Raw genomic sequence first — 19,975 nt, 5'->3', positions numbered from 1 at the left:
TTCCCCCTTTATAAAAAAGCCGTCTTACGTTTTAGTAAACGTAAGACGGCCACACTTGTTAGTTTGCAACGATATTTACTAATTTTCCTGGAACAGCAATAACCTTACGGATTGTTTTACCGTCAATTTGCTCCTGGACCTTTCCATTCTCCATTACGATTTTTTCCATTTCTTCTTTCGTAATGCCGGCAGGCACCTGAAGTTTTGCTCTCATTTTACCATTTATTTGAATGACAATTTCAATTTCATCATCAACCAATTTGGACTCATCATATGCAGGCCATGAAGCATAGGCAAGTGTTTCATTGTTGCCAAGTCTGCTCCAAAGTTCTTCACTGATATGAGGGCAAATAGGTGACAAGAGCTTCACGAATCCTTCCATATATTGAATTGGAAGGATTTCCGCTTTATACGCTTCATTAATAAACACCATCATTTGAGAAATAGCTGTATTAAAATGAAGTGCTTCCAAATCTTCAGTTACCTTTTTAACCGTTTGATGATAGATTTTCTCAAGGTGAGTATCATTGGATTCAGTGATCTTATCATTTACTGTACCGTCATCGGTAATAAACAATCTCCAAACACGGTCAAGGAAACGTCTGGAACCATCAAGTCCGTTTGCAGACCAAGCAATGGATGCATCAAGCGGTCCCATGAACATTTCATAGAGACGAAGAGTATCCGCACCATGGCTTTCTACGATATCATCCGGATTTACTACATTCCCTTTGGATTTACTCATTTTTTCGTTATTTTCTCCAAGTATCATTCCTTGGTTAAATAGCTTTTGGAAAGGTTCCTTTGTAGGAACAACACCAATATCATACAAGAATTTATACCAGAATCTCGCATAAAGCAAGTGAAGTACAGCATGCTCTGCTCCGCCAATATACGTATCTACTGGCATCCAATGCTTAAGCTTTTCAGGATCAGCAATCGCCTTTGGATTTTTCGGATCGATATAGCGCAGGAAGTACCAGCAGCTGCCCGCCCATTGAGGCATCGTGTTTGTCTCACGTCTTCCTTTACGGCCGTTCTCATCTACTACATTTACCCACTCTTCAATGTTGGCAAGAGGAGATTCACCTGTACCGGATGGTTTAATTTCAGTTGTTTTCGGAAGCATAAGCGGGAGCTCAGATTCAGGTACAGCTGACATAGTACCGTCTTCCCAATGAATAATTGGGATAGGCTCTCCCCAGTAACGCTGACGAGAGAAGTTCCAGTCACGCAAACGATAGGTTACTTTCTTCTCACCAATTCCTTGTTCTTCAAGCCAATCAATCATTTTGCTAATTGCTTCTTCTTTATTCAAGCCATTCAAGAATTCAGAGTTTACATGTTCTCCTTCTCCTGCATAAGCTTCTTTTTCAATATTTCCGCCCGCTACAACTTCACGGATTGGCAAATCAAATTTCTTAGCGAATTCATAGTCACGTTCATCATGAGCCGGAACTGCCATAATTGCACCTGTACCATAGCTCATCAATACATAATCAGCAATCCAGATCGGAATCTCTTCCCCATTTGCCGGGTTGATTGCATATGCTCCTGTGAATACACCTGTTTTCTCTTTAGAAAGCTCTGTTCTCTCAAGATCGCTCTTAGATTGAATTTCCTTTTTATACGCTTCAACTGCTTCTTTTTGCTCTGCTGTTGTAATTTTATCCACAAGCGGATGCTCTGGTGACAGGACAGAATATGTTGCCCCGAACAAGGTGTCAGGACGTGTCGTGAATACCGTGTAGGATTCGTTCGTACCTTTAATCTTAAAAGTTACAGATGCTCCCTCAGAGCGTCCGATCCAGTTACGCTGCATATCCTTAATGCTTTCAGGCCAATCCAATTCATCCAAATCCTCAATCAAACGATCTGCATAAGCCGTAATTTTCAAAATCCATTGGCGCATAGGCTTACGGATAACCGGATGTCCGCCCCGCTCACTTTTCCCATCAATAACTTCTTCGTTAGCCAAAACTGTTCCGAGTGCCGGACACCAGTTAACCGGTATTTCAGCCATATAGGCAAGTCCTTTTTCATATAGCTTTAAGAAAATCCACTGCGTCCATTTATAGTACTCTGGGTCGGTTGTATTGATTTCCCTGTCCCAGTCATAGGAGAACCCAAGTGATTTAATCTGACGTGTGAATGTACCGATATTTTTAGCTGTAAACTCTTCCGGATCATTTCCTGTATCAAGAGCATATTGCTCGGCAGGCAATCCAAATGCATCCCAGCCAATTGGATGAAGGACATTATATCCCTGCATACGTTTCATGCGAGATAGAATATCTGTTGCTGTATATCCTTCAGGATGCCCTACATGAAGGCCGGCTCCTGATGGATAAGGAAACATATCCAAAGCGTAAAATTTACGCTTCCCTACATGATCAGTCGTTTTGAATGTTTTGTGTTCTTCCCAATAAGATTGCCATTTCTTTTCAATCTCTACATGATTGAAACTCATCCTAATTCCTCCTACATGGTTCAAAATTGCTGTGCTTAAAAGCTTAAAACAATAAAAAAAGCCACTCATCCCTAATAAGTAGGGACGAGAGGCTTGTTATTAACTTCCCGCGGTACCACCCTGATTGATGCAGTAAATATGCATCCGGCTCGACTCTTTAACGCAGATGTACGGCAAACCTTACTCTTAGTTCAGGCTTGCAACTCCAGGGTGAGTTCATAATGTGTCCTGTTGACTTGCAGCGACCGTCAACTCTCTAAAAAGAACAACAATTACTACTAATCCCTCTCAAAGTTATTCATATGATTCAAAAAATATATACATTCATTGTATGTAAATCCGCTAAAAAGTTCAAGTCAATTTAGACTGTTTTTTCAATCATTGACAAATATAGCATCGATTATACAGGTTTGATAAAAATTTATGTGTGATTGGCGAGGGAAACTGGGGGCTGGATTAATCTCAATTTTGGCCGGATTAATCCTTTATTTGGCTGGATTATGGGCATATCCGGCTCTATTCCTTTGTCGATTGGCTGGATTCCTCTCATTTTGCTGATCTACTCACTCATCTGGCTGAATTAGTCTTTCATCCGGCTGGATTCTCCGCCGCATTCATTATCCCCATAACTCACTTGTATACAAATAAACCAACAAGCACAGCCATATAGACTGTGCCTGCTGGTTTATTTGTATTGCTTTGGATGAACTGTTGCTTTAGTTTGTTGGCCTCCAGATGCTTCGTTCATCTTTTTAGCCTTCTTTATAATATCTTGATCTTCACCGGCCTCGATATCTTGATTATTAATGCCATTCGAGTCTTTTGTTCAGGGTTGTTATGTTAGAACGTCTCCGCATAGTGAATACCCCTTAGCGTCTGCGAACAACCATTGCATGCTGAATATCCTGAACCTGTATTTTCATACGGTTCAACATATCACGCTGTTGATCATTTGCACTATGATCCATTGCTTCTAACTCATTAAATGAATTTTCCAATCTGACCAATGCCTCAGTATATCCTGCTTCATTGTAATGCTCCTGTTTTGCAGACTCCTTATATTGCTCTTCTGCGAATTCAATTGCATTAGTACATCGCTCCATACACTCACCCATGGATTTTCGTGTAGCCAAAGATACCCTCTCCTTTTTTCATTGGATTGGTTTACAAAAGCTCATCCATTATCCATTATGCCCCTTTGAAATTGAAAAGATTAATGATTTTTAAATAGCTGCTAATAATAGTCAATTGGAAAGTATACATCAGCATGGTAAAATGGAGTTTATGTTCTTGAAATCTAAACAGGGGGTTTTTGTAATGAAACAGGTTAACCCTTTTCAATATGCTAGTGACGACAAACGTTATCATACATGGAATTATCATCTCCGCAATCAATTTGGTCACAAGGTATTTAAAGTAGCTCTTGATGGTGGATTTGATTGTCCAAATCGTGATGGCACGGTAGCTTTTGGTGGCTGTACATTTTGCAGTGCCGCTGGATCCGGTGATTTTGCCGGCAATCGTGCTGAAGATCTGCAAAAACAATTTGCCGATATAAAAGCAAAAATGCACCAAAAATGGAAGGACGGCAAGTATATGGCCTATTTCCAGGCTTATACAAATACCCATGCACCAGTCGAGGTGTTACGGGAAAAATTCGAAACCGTCATGAACGAGGAAGGTGTAGTCGGATTATCCATTGCCACTCGTCCAGACTGTCTGCCTGATGATGTTGTAGAATATTTAGCTGAATTAAATGAACGTACTTACCTGTGGGTTGAGCTTGGTCTGCAAACTGTTCACGAGAAAACAGCTAATATCATAAACCGTGCACATGATTATCCAACCTATGTAGAGGGAGTAAACAAACTTCGGAAACACGGTATACGCATTTGCAGCCATATTATTAATGGATTGCCGCTTGAAACTCCAGAAATGATGATGGAGACAGCTAAAGAAGTTGCTAAACTGGATGTACAGGGAATTAAAATTCACCTATTGCATCTCTTAAAGGGCACTCCAATGGTAAAACAATACGAAAAAGGAATGCTGGAATTCCTTTCGTTAGATGAATATGTCAATCTTGTCTGTGATCAGTTGGAGATCCTTCCGCCTGAAATGATTGTCCATCGTATTACCGGTGACGGTCCGATTGATTTGATGGTTGGACCAATGTGGAGCGTTAATAAATGGGAAGTATTAAATGCTATCGATGCTGAATTAAAGCGTCGCAATAGTTATCAAGGTAAATTTTATGTGCCAAGTAAGGATGCTGTCATAAATGAAGCTTGATCGTATCCTTCCCTTCGCAAGACTATTGCTTGAAAAAGCAGTTAAACCTGGTGATATAGCCATTGATTGTACGATGGGCAATGGGCATGACACCGTATTTTTAGCAAATTTAACTGGTCCGGATGGACATGTATACAGCTTCGACATTCAGGAATCTGCCTTGCAAAAAACGGAAGAGAGACTGATGACAAATGAGCTTCAGGAGCGGGTAACACTAATTCATGCAGGTCATGAGCGTTTACAGGAATTTATCCCAACTGGCAAATCTGTTACAGGCGCAATCTTTAATTTAGGCTATTTGCCTGGCGGCGATAAAGAAATTATTACAACCGCTCCTACTACGATTCAGGCTGTAACGTCATTACTCAAAATTATGGAGCCTGAAGGCATCATAGTTCTTGTCATCTATCACGGTCATCCCGGCGGAGACATTGAACGTGACGAATTAATCAAATTCGTTACAGAGCTTCCACAGGATACGGCCCATGTGCTGGAATACCGATTTATGAATCAAAAAAACAATCCGCCATTTATTATCGCTATCGAAAAACGTTAAAAAAGTGTGAGCTTATGGATGCTCACACTTTTTATATATAATCATTTAAAGTTCTCAGGGGTAAAAAAGATCTGCGGTGTTCCCGTAATAGGATGAGGGCGACTTACCAAATCTACCTCGTATACAGATGAAAGCAATGTTTCATCATAAAGTAAATCTATTCCACCCTCCGCCACCTTCCTTCCATCCTTAAGCAAAGCACATCTATCTGCATATAAAGCTGCCATGTTTAAATCATGGAGGATGGCGACAATCGTCAGCCCATTTTGAAGCTGGAGCCTCTTTAATAAATTTAACAATTCGATTGTATGCTTTACATCCAGATGATTTGTAGGTTCATCGAGAAACAGGAGCTTTGGCTGCTGGGCCAAAGCCTTTGCTAAAAGGACACGTTGCTTTTCCCCTCCGCTTAATGACGAAAAGTATGTATACTTAAATTTCAGCGTGTTTGTCTGAGCAAGACACTCATCAACAATTGCGTAATCCTCACTACGGTAATGATTAAAAAATCCCTTCTCCTGATAAGGATACCTGCCTAATAGTACGATTTCTTCCACCGTAAAATCTATACCCACCATATGTTCCTGACTTAACACGGCAGCAATTTTAGCCAATTCTCCGGTTTTATAGGATGAGGTCCTTTTCCCATTAATGATTGAAGTCCCTTCTTTATATTCCATTTTTCCCAATATACTTTTAATCAATGTCGTCTTACCGCTTCCATTTGGACCAAGAAGAGCAAAAAATTCTCCGCTCTCAACCTTAATAGATAAGTCCTGAAGCACTTGCTTATTTTTATGATAGCCTGCACTGAGGCTCCCTACGGTTAACATGTCAAATTCCTTCTTTTTATGCGTTCTTTAATCAGTAAGATTGTAAATACAGGTGCACCGATTAAGGCAGTAATGACACCGATTGGTAATTCCTGCGGGTTGATAATCGTACGTGCAATCAAGTCAGCCAATACGAGATATCCACCTCCAATAATCATGGATAATGGCAGTAAGTGGCGATGATCAGCACCAGCAAGAAGGCGAACAAGATGTGGAATAACCAGTCCAACAAAGCCAATAGCTCCTGATACGGCAACTGCTGCACCCGTTAATAGTCCAGCCCCGATAATAATGATTATTTTCTTTCGTTTCACATCGATACCATTATATTGAGCGGATTGATCTCCAAGAGCCATCCCATTTAGTTCACGATAATGATATAAAATTATGGAAGCTCCTATAATAAAAAAGGGAATCAATATACTGACGTGTCCCCAATTTTTCATAGCCACACTGCCCATCAGCCAGTTTAATACTTCCCTCATTTGATCTCCTGAGGATAGCGCAATGATAAGTGAGACCACAGCGCCAATGAATGAATTCATAATTATACCGGCTAAAATAATGGTCTCATTTGCATAGGTAACACTAGCTGCCTTTGTAATACCAAATACAATAAACAAGGTTATAAAACTAAACACGATTGCAACAAGCGGCAATGTGAACTGACCAAAAAGAGCAAATTCGATATTAAAGAATAGAACAATCACTGCCCCAACCGATGCACCGGAAGAAATTCCAATAGTATATGGATCAGCGAGTGGATTTTGCAAAAGCCCCTGAAAGGCAGCACCGGCAAGTGCCAGTGAGGCACCCACAAATAAAGCGATTAATACCCGGGGTAATCGTATATTCCAAATAATCATTTCTATATTTTTTGGACCGGTATAGAAGGATTCCTGGCCGGTCACGTTCTTCAAGAGAATCCCAAGAATATCTTTAAATGACATGTCCACGCTGCCTATAAACAGGCCGAGCAACGCAGCGAGCAGCAAAAACAGGATACTCCCAAAATAAATACCGGTTGTTCTATTTTTATTATTCATAACTTATACTTCAATTCCTCTTTACTCCTGGCGGCGAACCTCGGATTATTCATGCACTTTAAAACAAGATTATAAGCTACAACACATAAAAAATCCTTAGCTCAGGATGGTATTGAGCTAAGGATTCACTTTTTCACGCCTGTGAATACAATAAGCCTACTTTTCCCTCCGAAAAATAAGTACTAAAACTCTAAAAGCAGGTTTCCTGGCTTTTACTAAATCAGACTTGTGATTTAGTAAGTACAGTAGCGGGGGCTGCAACGGATTTGAACCGTTTTCCCTTTTACCCTCGTGTACCGAGGCACTTTTAAAGTGATTTATTAGATTTTATTCTTATTCTAATAGATTGATTGACTAATGGCAAATCCACTATTATTTCAACAGTTCTTTGGCAATTAATCTGAAGGAGTTTTCTTTAGCCTCGTATGAATGGGTGATTGTCACAAGCATAATTTCATCTGTAAAGAAGCGTTCACTCAGCTCTCTAATTTTTTCTCCAATCATTTTAGGAGAACCGATAATCATCTTGCTTCTGTTGTAATCAATCCGAGCTTTCTCAAACTGCGATAATGACATTTCATGAATTTCTTTTGGGTGAGGTGTTCCCTCTCTTATAATTCCCTGTGAAAGAAACAGCATCGATAAATCCAATGAACCAGCCAGATATTCTGCCTCTTCGTCCGATTCCGCACAAACTGTAAATACAGTAACCATACCTGATGGATTCTGTACTAACTCTGTAGGTCGAAATGCTTCATGGTAATGCTTCATATTTTCTTCAGCATATTCACTGTTAATAAACAAAGCAAAATTATAGGGTATACCCTTATGAGCTGCAAGAGCTGCGCTAGATGAACTAGATCCAAGCATCCACAATTCCGGCGGAGATGTAATGGTAGGTGTCGCCGATAACCCATATAGAGGATGCAATTCCGGTATTTGATCATAGAGATACCAGGATAACTCATCTACCTGGTCAGGAAAACGATGCAGTTCCTGTACTCTCCCCTCCTGCAACGCTCGCGTTGCTCTTGGCATCCCTCCAGGAGCCCTGCCGATTCCCAAATCTATTCTTCCTGGAGCTAAACCAGATAATACTCTGAAGTTTTCAGCTACTTTATAAGCACTGTAGTGAGGCAGCATAACACCGCCTGTTCCAACTCTTATTTTATCTGTTTGAGCAGCAATCCATGTTGCCAATATCTCAGGGGAAGATCCTGCCAAGCCTTGACTATCATGATGCTCGCTGACCCAAAATCTTGAGTATCCCCACTCCTCAGCCAATTTTGCCAGTTTGACCGTATTAGCAAGTGCCTGCTCTGAAGGCTCTCCAACAGAGCGCGGTGACTGGTCTAGAATACTTAATTTCACCATTTTGCTCCATCCCCTTAGTATTGAATGCTAGACTCGCCTATTCTTTTTCATTCTCTTAAACGCATGATACAGCTTACTATTCCAATAAAAGAAATACGCTGAACGGCCACCCAGGCTTAACATTTTTTTAGTATATTGCTTAACCGACAACTGGTCTTTCACCTTGGAATCGGCTAGATAAATACCCAATAATCCCTGGTTAATCATGCTGTGGAACTTGCTGTCCGGTATTTTTGTGACATCTAAATTGGCTTTTTCAACAAAATAACAAAGTCTATCAATCAGTTGCTCTTCCGTTTCGTAATAAAAACAGAAATTTAAATCGTCGCCTTGGCGATCCTCCTCCTGATCAATAAAATAGTCCAACATAATATGCAATCCTTGCACATAAGGAAAATAAGATTCATATATGTCTTTCCCCAAATGTTCAGTAAAATTATCACGCACTGCATATGAAACTAAACAAAAGATGCCCAGAGTAGATCCTGCACAAGCACTGAATTCATACCATGACAAACCTTCTGGAAGCTGCTGTTTATTTTCATTGAACCAGGTTTCTAATCTATGTACCCGTTCTTCCCACGTAACATGCTTATGTATTTGTAAATCACAATAAAAGGTGCAAAGCTTTTTCAAAAAAGGCTCGATATGTTGATAATGCACCATATTTGAAAGAACAGATTGACAGGTTTTTACTAACTCGACTAAATACCCGCCATCTTCCTGCTCCTCTCTGAGTTCATAATAATTTCTCGTCAGGGCCTCCGGATTAAGAGCATCCTTCATAGATTGATGCAATAGCGTAAAATCATTAGGATCAAGTGAGGTACTGCGGTCACATAGATTATCAAGATAATCACTGATTGTTTGATACGCAACAATAAATCGAATGACATCATCTTTTTTTTCACCTGCTGCGAGAGCTAATATAGAACCACCCTCGCAATGAAAAGTTTTGTGGGCAATACTGGATAAGGCCTGTGTACGCAGCTCTTCATTAGGGATTTTTTCTGCCTTTGCCTGCCAACTCGCGAGTTCCCGATGAACAACTGGAAATACATTTCTGTATACATTCTTTACTAAGCTGATATCACTAGTGGGTAATTTCATTTGTGTCCCATCTCCTAACCCCTTAAACGATATACCCTATATTGCGCAATCTCGCTTCAATAAAGCTCTTTGCATATAGAAATACATCTTCTCTCTCTGGCTCATTAAATATTTCATGATACAGCTTAGGCCATTCTTTATAATGCTTTTCGGATGCCGGAAAGTAGTTAAACCATTCTCTAACCATAGCCTTGTCCACTATTTTGTCGTCCCCTGCCTGCATAACAAGAACAGGAATATCCGGGAAATCCTCATCAAAATCAAAGGCATCCTTCATAGCTGAAATTAATTCACGATACCATCTGACTGATACACTTGTGATGTAGAGTGAATCGTTCAAATCAAATTCAATAACTTCTGGATTTCTCGTTGCCATTTCAACCGTTAATCCTGAAGGTTTTTTATATGTAGGATAAACAAGATTTAAAACCTTTGACATGGATTCAAGTAATTTTGGAGGATGAATTAATGTTCCAAAGCATGGTGAAGATAGGATAATACCCGCTAAATTATATTCTTTAAGTTGAAGCATGTTAATGATGATGAGTCCTCCCATGCTATGACCCAGCATGAATACAGGCAAACCAAATGTATAAGCCTCGTTCACCCATGAATCAACCTCATCAATATAATCCTCAAATGAATCAATATGCCCTCGATTTGCACGTGAAGTCATTCCCTGACCTGGCAAATCTCCAATAATTACGTGATACCCTTCTGATAGCCATCTTTCAATTAACCATTTATATCTGCCTGAATGCTCCATGGCGCCGTGAACAATCACGATTACACCATAGGCTTTCCCCTCAGCTTCCCACTTTTTCATAGATGAACTCCTCCTGTATGATGTTTAGCTTTATTTTATTTACACTGTACCGCTTTATATGTACACTTTTATTAACTATCTATTTTACAGTAGAAAACGGAGGTTTTGTAATGAAATTATATCAATATATAGATAAAATTCCTTCCATCGATCAAACTGCTTATTTAGCGGATCATGTAGTTATCAGTGGTGATGTCACAATCGGTGAAAATTCAAGTGTTTGGTTTAACACAGTCATTAGAGGTGATGTCGCTCCTGTGATTATCGGTAAAAATGTTAATATTCAAGATAACTCAGTCCTCCATCAAAGTCCCAACAACCCATTAGTACTGGAAGATAATGTAACGATAGGCCATCAAGTCATTCTCCATAGTTGCCATGTGAAGAAAAATGCTTTGATTGGGATGGGCTCCATTATTCTTGACGGAGCTGAAATAGGAGAAGGTGCCTTCATCGGTGCAGGCAGTTTAGTATCTCAAGGTAAAAAAATCCCACCAAACACACTCGCTTTCGGCAGACCTGCTAAAGTAATTCGTGAATTAACAGATGATGATCGTAAAGACATGGAAAGAATAAATAAGGAATACGCAGAAAAAGCACGCTATTATTCAAGTATACAACCTTTAAAAGAGAATAACTAATTATCATTCCTCATTAGGGTATACTCTTTATTGTATACCCATTCCCTTTATTATTTAGCTATAAATGATACACCTTTTTAAAATCAATTTCAGGAGTAGGATTATGAATACTTTCATTTTGATTTTCATGTTATTTAGTATCATTTCAATCATTTTGGTCCTATGGCGTCAATATCAGCCACTATCTATTTTGATTGTTATCTCTTTGATAGGCACTTTCCTGTATACAGGCTGGAAGGTCTATAACTCAAATTACTCCTTTGCTCATCAAATTAATAATATGATTGATAAGTCAGTAAGCTTAACAACTTCTATTACCAAAGATAATCGACCTGCAAAACCTCCTGCCAAAGATAAAGTACTTCTTGATGTGCCGATCGTTAAACAGCAGCCCGAGCTCCCAAGAGGATGTGAAGTAACCAGCCTGGCTATGCTTCTTCAATATTCCGGATTGGATGCTGATAAATTAAAACTTGCCCAGCAAATAAAAAAAAATCCAGCTAAAATAAAAAAAATAAATGGTGAAATCCATTACGGTGATCCTAATGATGGATTTATTGGAGATATGTATTCAACTAATAAACCTGGCCTCGGAGTGTATCATAAGCCTATAAAAAAACTTGCTGAGCATTATATGCCTGGCAAAATAATCGATTTTACCAATGGAGATTTCAACCAAATCAAAAAGTATCTCTCAACCAATCGGCCAGTCTGGGTTATCATAAATACAGCCTATGAAAAACTGGATCCATCCTATTTCCATACTTGGAAAACACCAAATGGGAAAATATCGATTACTTATAAGGAGCATTCTGTCGTAGTGACGGGATATGATCAGCATTATATTTATTTTAACGATCCCTTAACAGGAATTAAAAATAAAAAAGCACCCTCCGCTGATTTTGAAAAAGCGTGGGTGCAAATGGGAAAACAGGCTATAACCTATAAAGATTAATGGATTGGGTCACTTATCATATCCTTTTCAGCTAATGCCTGGAAAGGATATTTTTCTTCGACATATACAGAGTACCATATCATAAATACCAATACAGTCCATAGTTTACGGCTATTATCCGCTTTACCTGTAACATGATTATTGAACAGATTCATAATGACTTGCTTATCCAGCAAATGATCTGTTTGGCTTTCTTTTATTATTGTAATCGCCCATTCATACATTTCATTTTTTAACCAATGACGGATAGGGACTGGAAAACCAAGTTTCTTACGATTTAATACATGGTCAGGAATGATTCCCTCTGCAGCTTTTCTAAGTATATATTTGGTCGTTCCATGAGCAGTTTTTAAATCAGTTGGAATTCCGGATGCCACCTCAAATACTTTTTTATCAAGGAATGGCACTCGAAGCTCAAGAGAATGTGCCATCGTCATCTTATCAGCTTTTACTAATATATCTCCGCGCAGCCATGTATGAATATCAATATACTGCATTCTGCTCACATCATCATATTCGGGTGTTTCTGCGTAGAACGGATGTGTTATCGCAGTATAATCCAGCTTTGATTTATATAATTTGAATAATTGCCCCTTCTCTTCCTCCATAAACATCTTGGCATTTCCAAGATAGCGTTCTTCAATCGGCGTACAGCCGCGCTCTATAAAACTTTTGCCTTTTACACCTTCAGGCATCATGGCAGCAATTCTTTTTAGCGCTCTTTTCATAAGTACAGGAATTTTATTAAACATGGCTAAGGATTGAGGCTCACGGTAAATATTGTATCCTCCGAATAATTCATCCGCTCCTTCACCTGACAGAACAACCGTTACATGCTTTTGCGCTTCCCTTGCCACGAAATATAAAGGAACACAAGCGGGGTCTGCCAACGGGTCATCCATATGCCACATAATTTTCGGCAGTTCCCTCATATATTCCTGCGGCGATATAATATAGCTGATATTCTCTACCCCAAGCTTGTCAGCTGTTTCTTTAGCTACATCAATTTCACTGAAACCATTCTGTTCAAATCCAACTGAGAATGTTTTAATTCCAGGATGAAATTCTTTAGCTATGGATGCGATGATTGTAGAATCAATTCCACCTGAAAGAAATGAACCAACGGGTACATCACTGCGCATATGCATGCTGATACTGTCATACATCACATCTTGAATTTCTTTAATCCAATCTGGTTCACTGCGCAGAATAGGTTTAAATTCTGCTTTCCAATATTGGCGGATTTCCATAGGTTCTCCAATTTTCTTTGTAAAGCAATGTCCAGGCAATAATTTTTTCACATACTTTGTCATCGTTGCTGGTTCTGGAGTAAATTGAAAGGTAAGATAATGCTGCAGAGACACATGATCCAATTCTTGTTTTTCTATAGCGTGTATAATACTTTTCTTTTCAGAAGCAAAATAGGTCTTATCCCCATCTTCCTTATAAAAAAATGGTTTAATCCCAAATGGATCACGGGCACCAAAAACAGATTTCTCCTGTTTATCCCAAATCACGAACCCAAACATCCCACGAAGCATTTCAACTGCCTTTTCCCCATATTGAACAAATGCCGCCAGGATTACTTCAGTATCTGAATTTGTAGAAAACGCCATGCCTTCCTTTTCCAGCACTACTTTCAATTCCAAGTAGTTGTATATTTCTCCGTTAAAAACAATCCAATAGCGTTCATTTTCATACGTTAAGGGCTGATGTCCACATTCAATATCAATGATGCTTAGTCTTCTGAAACCAAGCTGGATATGTTCATCTATATAATACCCCTCGTCATCCGGCCCTCTATGCGTAATCAAGTCATTCATACTTTTAATTAGTTCTGAATCCTGATTCGCTTGTTGGTGATCATGCATACATCCTACAAATCCACACATTATTATTCACTCACTACCTTTACTTTCGACTGTTTTTCATTTAAAAATATCAAAGAATTAGATTTTAGATATGAGCTAGGGTCCCGACAAAATACGATCCATTATACCCGATTTCATAGTTTCCTAATATTACCATATTTAGACAAAAAAAGAAAGAGGGTTTATCCCTCTTTCTTGAAATGTTTATGCTGTTTATCTTAGATGTTAGCTTCCGTACGCAGTACTTCTACTTTATCAGTTTTCTCCCAAGGAAGATCTAAATCATTACGTCCAAAATGTCCGTAAGCTGCTGTTTGTTTATAAATCGGACGTCTTAAATCAAGCATTTTTATGATTCCTGCAGGGCGCAGATCAAAGTTAGCACGTACTAATTCAATTAATTTTTCCTCTTCAATTTTACCTGTACCGAACGTATCAATGGATATAGATACTGGCTGAGCTACACCAATCGCGTAAGCCAGCTGAACTTCTGCTTTATCTGCAAGACCTGCTGCTACAATATTTTTAGCTACATATCTGGCTGCATAGGCAGCAGAACGGTCTACTTTTGTAGCATCTTTACCAGAGAATGCTCCACCACCGTGACGTGCGTATCCACCATACGTGTCAACAATGATTTTACGGCCAGTCAAGCCTGCATCCCCTTGTGGACCTCCAATAACAAAACGGCCCGTTGGGTTAATAAAATATTTAGTTTGTTCATCAATAAGGTGAGCAGGAACAACCGGTTTAATTACTTGTTCTTTTAAGTCTTTCTTAATTTGATCCAGTGTTGTTTCCGCGTCATGCTGAGTAGAGATTACGATGGTATCAATTCTTACCGGATTTTTATTTTCATCATATTCCACTGTGACTTGTGTTTTTCCATCAGGGCGCAAGTATGGAAGAACTTCTTGTTTACGAACCTCAGCCAGCTTTCTAGATAATTGGTGAGCAAGAGAAATAGGAAGAGGCATTAATTCTTCTGTTTCGTTGCAGGCAAAACCGAACATTAGACCCTGATCTCCCGCCCCAATTGCTTCAATCTCTTCATCTGACATCGTGCCTTCTCTTGATTCCAAAGCTTGGTCTACACCTTGGGCGATATCTGCAGATTGTTCATCAATAGAGGTTAAGACAGCGCATGTTTCTGCATCGAAACCATATTTTGCACGTGTATAACCAATCCCTTTGATTGTGTCACGTACAATTTTTGGAATATCCACATACGTAGAAGTAGTGATTTCTCCCGCTACTAAAACTAATCCAGTGGTAACAGATGTTTCGCAGGCTACCCTTGCATTTGGATCCTTTGCTAATATTTCATCCAAAATGGCATCAGAAACCTGATCGCAAATTTTATCCGGATGACCTTCTGTTACAGATTCTGATGTAAACAAATGTCTCTTATTAGACATGTATATTTCCTCCTTCAGTTTCCCTGTTTATGGCTACTCATTATCTTTAATTATCTCCTGATTATACGAAAAAAGACCTTTCCCCTTTATAAAGAAAAGAGGAAAGGTCTGAGTCTCAGAAATCTGCCTTTCACTCTCATCGTTCAAGGCATTATAACCTTGCATCAAGTTAGCACCTTTGCGTGATTTCCATTATAAGGAATCAAACTGCAGGTTGCCCCGGCTTCATAGAGCTCGTCTCTCCACCGAGTCTTGATAAGAGTATCCATATCAAATGTATATATTATCTTATCCATCATTTTCTGTCAATAAATAAACAGGAATATATTGTTAAGATAAAACTTTAGCTTCATCCTTTTTCTAAAAGAAGTACAGTCAGAACTTAAAATTCGCATTTCAATTATGATATTGATATAATTAATTTACGAATATTCAAATAAATATACTTTATTATTTATCCATCAATATTGACTAATATCCCTATTCTTTCACCAATGAAAACAATAATAATTATTCTTATATACTATATTAAACCATATTTTTGAAAATTAACACAATTAGTATGGATAAATCGATTAAATGTGTTATACTATTTTCCATATAATATGCTTACCAAAATTCTGGAAAAGGATGATACCTTATGAACAGTGTAGGAGTTTCCAATGAATTGAAACAATTACTTACTCATGATAATATTCACATTCAGCTTTCAGTGCCACAATTAGTTGAAAAAGTATTAACCAGAAAAGAGGGCATCCTCACATCTACTGGAGCGATTAAAGCCGAAACAGGTAAATATACCGGCAGATCTCCAAAGGATAAATATATTGTAGAGGAAGCTGCCACTAAAGATAAAATAGCCTGGGGAAGCGTCAATCAAGCAATATCTGAAGACGCATTCTCTAAATTATATGATAAAGTTATCGATTACCTCGAAAAACGAGATGAATTATTTGTATTTAATGGGTTTGCTGGGGCTGCAACAGACTACCGCCTTCCTATACAAGTAATCAATGAATATGCCTGGCACAATTTATTTGTACATCAGCTGTTTATCCGCCCCACTAAAGAAGAGCTTGAAAATCATTCTCCTGAGTTTACTATTATCTCAGCACCAGGTTTTAAAGCAAACCCTCTCGTGGACGGTACACAATCTGAGACGTTTATCATCATTTCTTTTGAGAAAAAAGTCGTCTTAATTGGAGGCACCGAGTATGCAGGTGAAATGAAAAAATCCATTTTCTCAATCATGAATTACCTGTTGCCTGAGAAAAATGTGTTCTCTATGCATTGTTCAGCAAATGTAGGTTTCGAGGGAGATGTAGCTCTTTTCTTTGGCCTATCCGGCACTGGAAAGACTACTTTATCAGCCGATCCAAATCGCCGCCTTATAGGTGATGACGAACATGGCTGGTCTCCTGATGGTGTATTTAATATTGAAGGCGGCTGTTACGCAAAATGCATCAATCTCACACAGGAAAAAGAGCCTCAAATTTTTAATGCCATACGCTTTGGTTCTGTACTAGAGAATGTGGTTGTAGATGAAGATACGAGAATTGCTGACTATGATAATGGAATGTTAACTGAAAATACCCGGGCAGCTTACCCTATCGAAGCCATGCAGAACATCGTCACACCTAGTATAGCGGGCCATCCCAATACAATCATCTTTTTAACTGCTGATGCTTTTGGTGTTCTGCCTCCAATCAGCAAGTTAACCAAAGAACAGGCAATGTATCATTTTCTAAGCGGTTATACGAGTAAATTGGCAGGGACTGAACTCGGAATCACTTCACCACAGGCTACGTTTTCTACCTGCTTCGGTTCACCATTCTTACCATTGCATCCAACTAAATATGCTGAGATGCTTGGCAAAAATATTGAGGAACATCAAGTTCAGGTATATCTGGTTAATACCGGTTGGACTGGAGGAGAGTATGGGACAGGTAGCCGCATGAAGCTTTCTTATACACGATTGATGATTCAAGCTGCATTGGAAGGAGAACTAGCCAATATCGAAACGGTACAAGACAGAATATTTGGCTTAGCGATTCCTTTACACGTACCTGGAGTACCTGATGAAGTTTTACAGCCGCAGAAAACGTGGAAAGATCCAGAAGCCTATTATGAAAAGGCGAATGAGCTTGCACATAAATTCAGAGAAAATTTCAAGGAATTTAAAAATATCAGTTCTGAAATTGAATCTAAAGGTGGACCAATTACCTTTTAAAGAACTAGCGGTGTCTTAGGAAGCCAAAAAGAAATGGCTTTCCTGAGGCACTATTTTATTTGTCTAAATTTAAAAACAAACCCACCGCCCAATGTAATTCTGGATGAAGGTTTGTTTTCTTTAGTTTCTATTCAATTTAGTTACTGGAATTTAAAGAAATCAACTCATATGTAATGGTTGTGCAGTTATTTTCCCATTCCACTTTTTTTATCCGTGCCGTTCCTCTCGATTCTCCATCCAGAGTTTTTCGGATATCAATCGGAATTTCAATTGGATATAGGCGGTATCCTTCTTTTTTTAGGACGAATAGATTTTCCTCAACCCTTTTTTCATTAGCCTTTGTCACTATAAGAGTATTCAATTCCATTGGCATACCCAATTCTCTCACTCCCCTGCTTCATTTATTTATTTCAATGGTATCATTTGAAGCGGCTTCTTTCATCCATTTCGTTAAATCCGTGACGATTTGCCGATTTATTCTAGGAGGTAGATAATGTGTATAGTCCTTAAGGTACCACACATCGACGCTCTTGCCGAGATCCTGCAGTCTGTTTCTTAATAGATTGGCATGTTCAACCGAAACGTTCTTATCCTTCTCGCCATGAATAATTAGAACATTACATGGTATTTTTTCAATTTCATACAAGGGTGTACGGGCTTTATATTCATCCGGCACCTTGTTTGGCGTACCTCCAATGACCCTTTTCAGCATTCTTCTTAAATCAATTCTCTCTATGTAGGTCAGAACCATATCGGAAACTCCCCCCCACGTGACAAGTGAAGCAGCGTCCTGGCAGTATATAGCTGTCCACAAGGCCATAATCCCGCCTCGAGAAAATCCAAAAATATGGACCTTTTTTGGATTAACCTTGGGATGTTGCTTTAAAAGTTCAAAACCTGCAATAGCATCCCAACGATCTTCTCCTGCAAAATCTTCCTCTCCTTCTCCACCCTGGTTGCCACGATAAAAGGGGGCAAAAACAACAAACCCCTGACTTGCGAATTGAATGATACGCCCTGGACGGACCTTCCCAACATTTTTAATGCCTCCGCGTAAATATAAAAATCCGTCCATTATTTCATCATTTTTTTTTGGCTCAGCTAATAGCCCCTTAACCCTTAACCCATTCGATAAATACGTGACAATATATAGATTTATATCCGGATGTGGCGATGGATATCGACTTCTATCTACGATACTACCTAGCGATGATTTTACTTCATCCATAATCCGGGCTCCTTTACAAAGTTCTATAGGCATTCACACAAATATATACCACACATACAATACGATTAACTACACTTTGGCATACATACTGCCTACTAAGGAGGAAATTCCCTTGAAATATTATCTTAAAACCAGCTTCTTCTGTATGCTGTCCATTCTGCTCATCTTTAGTTTATCGGCCTGTAAAGAAAATAAGTCGACTGAAGAATTGACAAAAGTCAAAGTAGCAGAAGTCACACGCTCTATTTTTTATGCACCTGAATATGTCGCCCTGGCCAAAGGATTTTTTAAGGACGAAGGGCTTGATGTAGACCTGCAGACTGCATGGGGCGGTGATAAGACAATGACTGCTCTACTATCAGGCGGAGCTGATATCGTGCTTGTTGGCTCAGAAACTTCTATTTATGTTCATGGACAAAATTCAAGAGATCCTGTTATTAATTTTGCCCAATTAACTCAAACAGATGGAACTTTTCTTGTATCCAGAGAAAAAATAGAGGAATTTAACTGGAACATGCTAAAGGGCAGTACATTTCTCGGACAGAGGAAAGGCGGTATGCCACAAATGGTTGGAGAGTTTGTACTGAAAAAACACAGCATTGATCCTCAAAAGGATTTGAAATTAATTCAAAATATTGATTTTGCCAATGTCGCCAATGCCTTTGCATCAGGAACAGGTGATTATGTACAGCTATTCGAACCTCAGGCAAGTGTTTTTGAAAAAGAAGGAAAAGGACATATTGTCGCTTCCTTTGGAAAAGAATCCGGCCATGTTCCATACACCACCTTCATGGCAAAGGAAAGCTATATGAAGGAAAATGAAGATATCGTTAAACGTTTTACAAAAGCGATTTATAAAGCACAAAAATGGGTTGAAGAAACAGATTCCGCTGAAGTAGCAAAAGCTATTCTCCCATATTTTGAAGATACAGACGTAGAGATTATTGAAATGGCCATTGACCGTTACAAGTCACAGGAGTCCTTTGCCTTAAATCCAATTCTTGATGAGGAAGAATGGTTAAATCTGCAGGATATCATGAAAGAAGCAGGAGAAATCGATTCCTATATCGATCATAAAACACTCGTAAATACAGAAATCGCTGAAGAAGTTTCAAAATAGGAGCT

17 protein-coding genes, 2 riboswitches and 1 other annotated feature are annotated in these 19,975 nt (G+C 39.0%); of the genes, 6 read left to right on the top strand and 11 right to left on the bottom strand.

Annotated features, from left to right (window positions below):
- Nucleotides 1–58 precede the first annotated feature (58 nt).
- A complete protein-coding gene (leuS, locus tag AC4BHP_RS16390; protein ID WP_490553411.1) occupies nucleotides 59–2,470 on the bottom strand; it encodes a leucine--tRNA ligase in 2,412 nt (803 codons plus the stop codon).
- Nucleotides 2,471–2,547: 77 nt separating this feature from the next.
- Nucleotides 2,548–2,771, bottom strand: a binding site (T-box leader).
- Between the two features lie 568 nt (nucleotides 2,772–3,339).
- Nucleotides 3,340–3,603, bottom strand: a complete 264-nt coding sequence (locus AC4BHP_RS16385) for a YtzC family protein (RefSeq protein ID WP_066109143.1) — start codon at nucleotides 3,601–3,603, stop codon at nucleotides 3,340–3,342.
- A 184-nt stretch (nucleotides 3,604–3,787) separates the two neighbouring features.
- Between AC4BHP_RS16385 and mnmL the strand changes: the two genes are divergently transcribed.
- Nucleotides 3,788–4,762 carry a tRNA modification radical SAM protein MnmL/YtqA gene (mnmL, locus tag AC4BHP_RS16380; protein WP_066109146.1) on the top strand — a complete coding sequence of 325 codons (975 nt, stop codon included), beginning with the start codon at nucleotides 3,788–3,790 and terminating at the stop codon, nucleotides 4,760–4,762.
- Entirely contained in the window at nucleotides 4,752–5,318 is a 567-nt protein-coding gene (gene mnmM / locus AC4BHP_RS16375) for a tRNA 5-(aminomethyl)-2-thiouridylate-methyltransferase MnmM (protein WP_066109149.1), read from the top strand. Before mnmL ends, mnmM begins: the two co-directional genes overlap by 11 nt.
- A 41-nt stretch (nucleotides 5,319–5,359) precedes the next feature.
- On the opposite strand, the gene AC4BHP_RS16370 is transcribed toward mnmM, so the two are convergent.
- The 5 genes from AC4BHP_RS16370 to AC4BHP_RS16350 form a co-directional block, all read right to left on the bottom strand.
- Nucleotides 5,360–6,151, bottom strand: coding sequence for an ABC transporter ATP-binding protein (locus AC4BHP_RS16370; RefSeq protein ID WP_490553408.1), 792 nt, complete (start codon nucleotides 6,149–6,151; stop codon nucleotides 5,360–5,362).
- The gene (locus AC4BHP_RS16365) at nucleotides 6,145–7,197 is read right to left on the bottom strand and encodes a FecCD family ABC transporter permease (RefSeq protein WP_066109155.1); all 1,053 of its coding nucleotides are present in this window, start codon (nucleotides 7,195–7,197) and stop codon (nucleotides 6,145–6,147) included. Before AC4BHP_RS16365 ends, AC4BHP_RS16370 begins: the two co-directional genes overlap by 7 nt.
- A 178-nt stretch (nucleotides 7,198–7,375) precedes the next feature.
- Nucleotides 7,376–7,521, bottom strand: a riboswitch (cobalamin riboswitch).
- 48 nt (nucleotides 7,522–7,569) lie between these two features.
- Entirely contained in the window at nucleotides 7,570–8,571 is a 1,002-nt protein-coding gene (locus AC4BHP_RS16360) for an LLM class flavin-dependent oxidoreductase (protein ID WP_066109159.1), read from the bottom strand.
- A 27-nt stretch (nucleotides 8,572–8,598) separates the two neighbouring features.
- Nucleotides 8,599–9,681 (bottom strand): tetraprenyl-beta-curcumene synthase family protein, encoded by a 1,083-nt coding sequence (locus AC4BHP_RS16355; protein ID WP_066109162.1) that lies wholly within the window; start codon nucleotides 9,679–9,681, stop codon nucleotides 8,599–8,601.
- Nucleotides 9,682–9,703: 22 nt separating this feature from the next.
- Nucleotides 9,704–10,507 (bottom strand): alpha/beta hydrolase, encoded by an 804-nt coding sequence (locus AC4BHP_RS16350; RefSeq protein ID WP_066109165.1) that lies wholly within the window; start codon nucleotides 10,505–10,507, stop codon nucleotides 9,704–9,706.
- 110 nt (nucleotides 10,508–10,617) lie between these two features.
- Between AC4BHP_RS16350 and AC4BHP_RS16345 the strand changes: the two genes are divergently transcribed.
- Nucleotides 10,618–11,148 carry a gamma carbonic anhydrase gene (locus AC4BHP_RS16345; protein WP_066109168.1) on the top strand — a complete coding sequence of 177 codons (531 nt, stop codon included), beginning with the start codon at nucleotides 10,618–10,620 and terminating at the stop codon, nucleotides 11,146–11,148.
- Between the two features lie 103 nt (nucleotides 11,149–11,251).
- Complete coding sequence (locus tag AC4BHP_RS16340; RefSeq protein WP_077248188.1) at nucleotides 11,252–12,103, top strand: C39 family peptidase; 852 nt, start codon at nucleotides 11,252–11,254, stop codon at nucleotides 12,101–12,103.
- Here AC4BHP_RS16340 and asnB read toward each other — a convergent pair.
- Nucleotides 12,100–13,995 (bottom strand): asparagine synthase (glutamine-hydrolyzing), encoded by a 1,896-nt coding sequence (gene asnB, locus AC4BHP_RS16335; RefSeq protein ID WP_490553405.1) that lies wholly within the window; start codon nucleotides 13,993–13,995, stop codon nucleotides 12,100–12,102. The two genes, AC4BHP_RS16340 and asnB, sit on opposite strands and share 4 nt — an antisense overlap.
- Before the next feature lie 197 nt (nucleotides 13,996–14,192).
- Nucleotides 14,193–15,392 (bottom strand): methionine adenosyltransferase, encoded by a 1,200-nt coding sequence (gene metK / locus AC4BHP_RS16330; protein WP_139892775.1) that lies wholly within the window; start codon nucleotides 15,390–15,392, stop codon nucleotides 14,193–14,195.
- 133 nt (nucleotides 15,393–15,525) lie between these two features.
- Nucleotides 15,526–15,654: riboswitch (SAM riboswitch) on the bottom strand.
- A gap of 378 nt (nucleotides 15,655–16,032) precedes the next feature.
- Between metK and pckA the strand changes: the two genes are divergently transcribed.
- The gene (pckA, locus tag AC4BHP_RS16325) at nucleotides 16,033–17,622 is read left to right on the top strand and encodes a phosphoenolpyruvate carboxykinase (ATP) (RefSeq protein ID WP_139892774.1); all 1,590 of its coding nucleotides are present in this window, start codon (nucleotides 16,033–16,035) and stop codon (nucleotides 17,620–17,622) included.
- A gap of 136 nt (nucleotides 17,623–17,758) precedes the next feature.
- On the opposite strand, the gene AC4BHP_RS16320 is transcribed toward pckA, so the two are convergent.
- Together AC4BHP_RS16320 and AC4BHP_RS16315 are read right to left on the bottom strand one after the other, a co-directional pair.
- Entirely contained in the window at nucleotides 17,759–18,001 is a 243-nt protein-coding gene (locus tag AC4BHP_RS16320; RefSeq protein ID WP_066109181.1) for a DUF2584 domain-containing protein, read from the bottom strand.
- 18 nt (nucleotides 18,002–18,019) lie between these two features.
- A complete protein-coding gene (locus AC4BHP_RS16315; protein WP_066109183.1) occupies nucleotides 18,020–18,850 on the bottom strand; it encodes an alpha/beta hydrolase family protein in 831 nt (276 codons plus the stop codon).
- Between the two features lie 145 nt (nucleotides 18,851–18,995).
- Here AC4BHP_RS16315 and AC4BHP_RS16310 point away from each other — a divergent pair, with 145 nt between their 5' ends.
- The gene (locus AC4BHP_RS16310; RefSeq protein WP_066109273.1) at nucleotides 18,996–19,970 is read left to right on the top strand and encodes an ABC transporter substrate-binding protein; all 975 of its coding nucleotides are present in this window, start codon (nucleotides 18,996–18,998) and stop codon (nucleotides 19,968–19,970) included.
- Nucleotides 19,971–19,975 lie beyond the last annotated feature (5 nt).

It is taken from the genome of Pradoshia sp. Z4_20 (assembly GCF_058216035.1).
The sequence above is the reverse complement of the archived record's forward strand: the minus strand, read 5'-3'. Positions and strand labels throughout refer to the sequence as shown.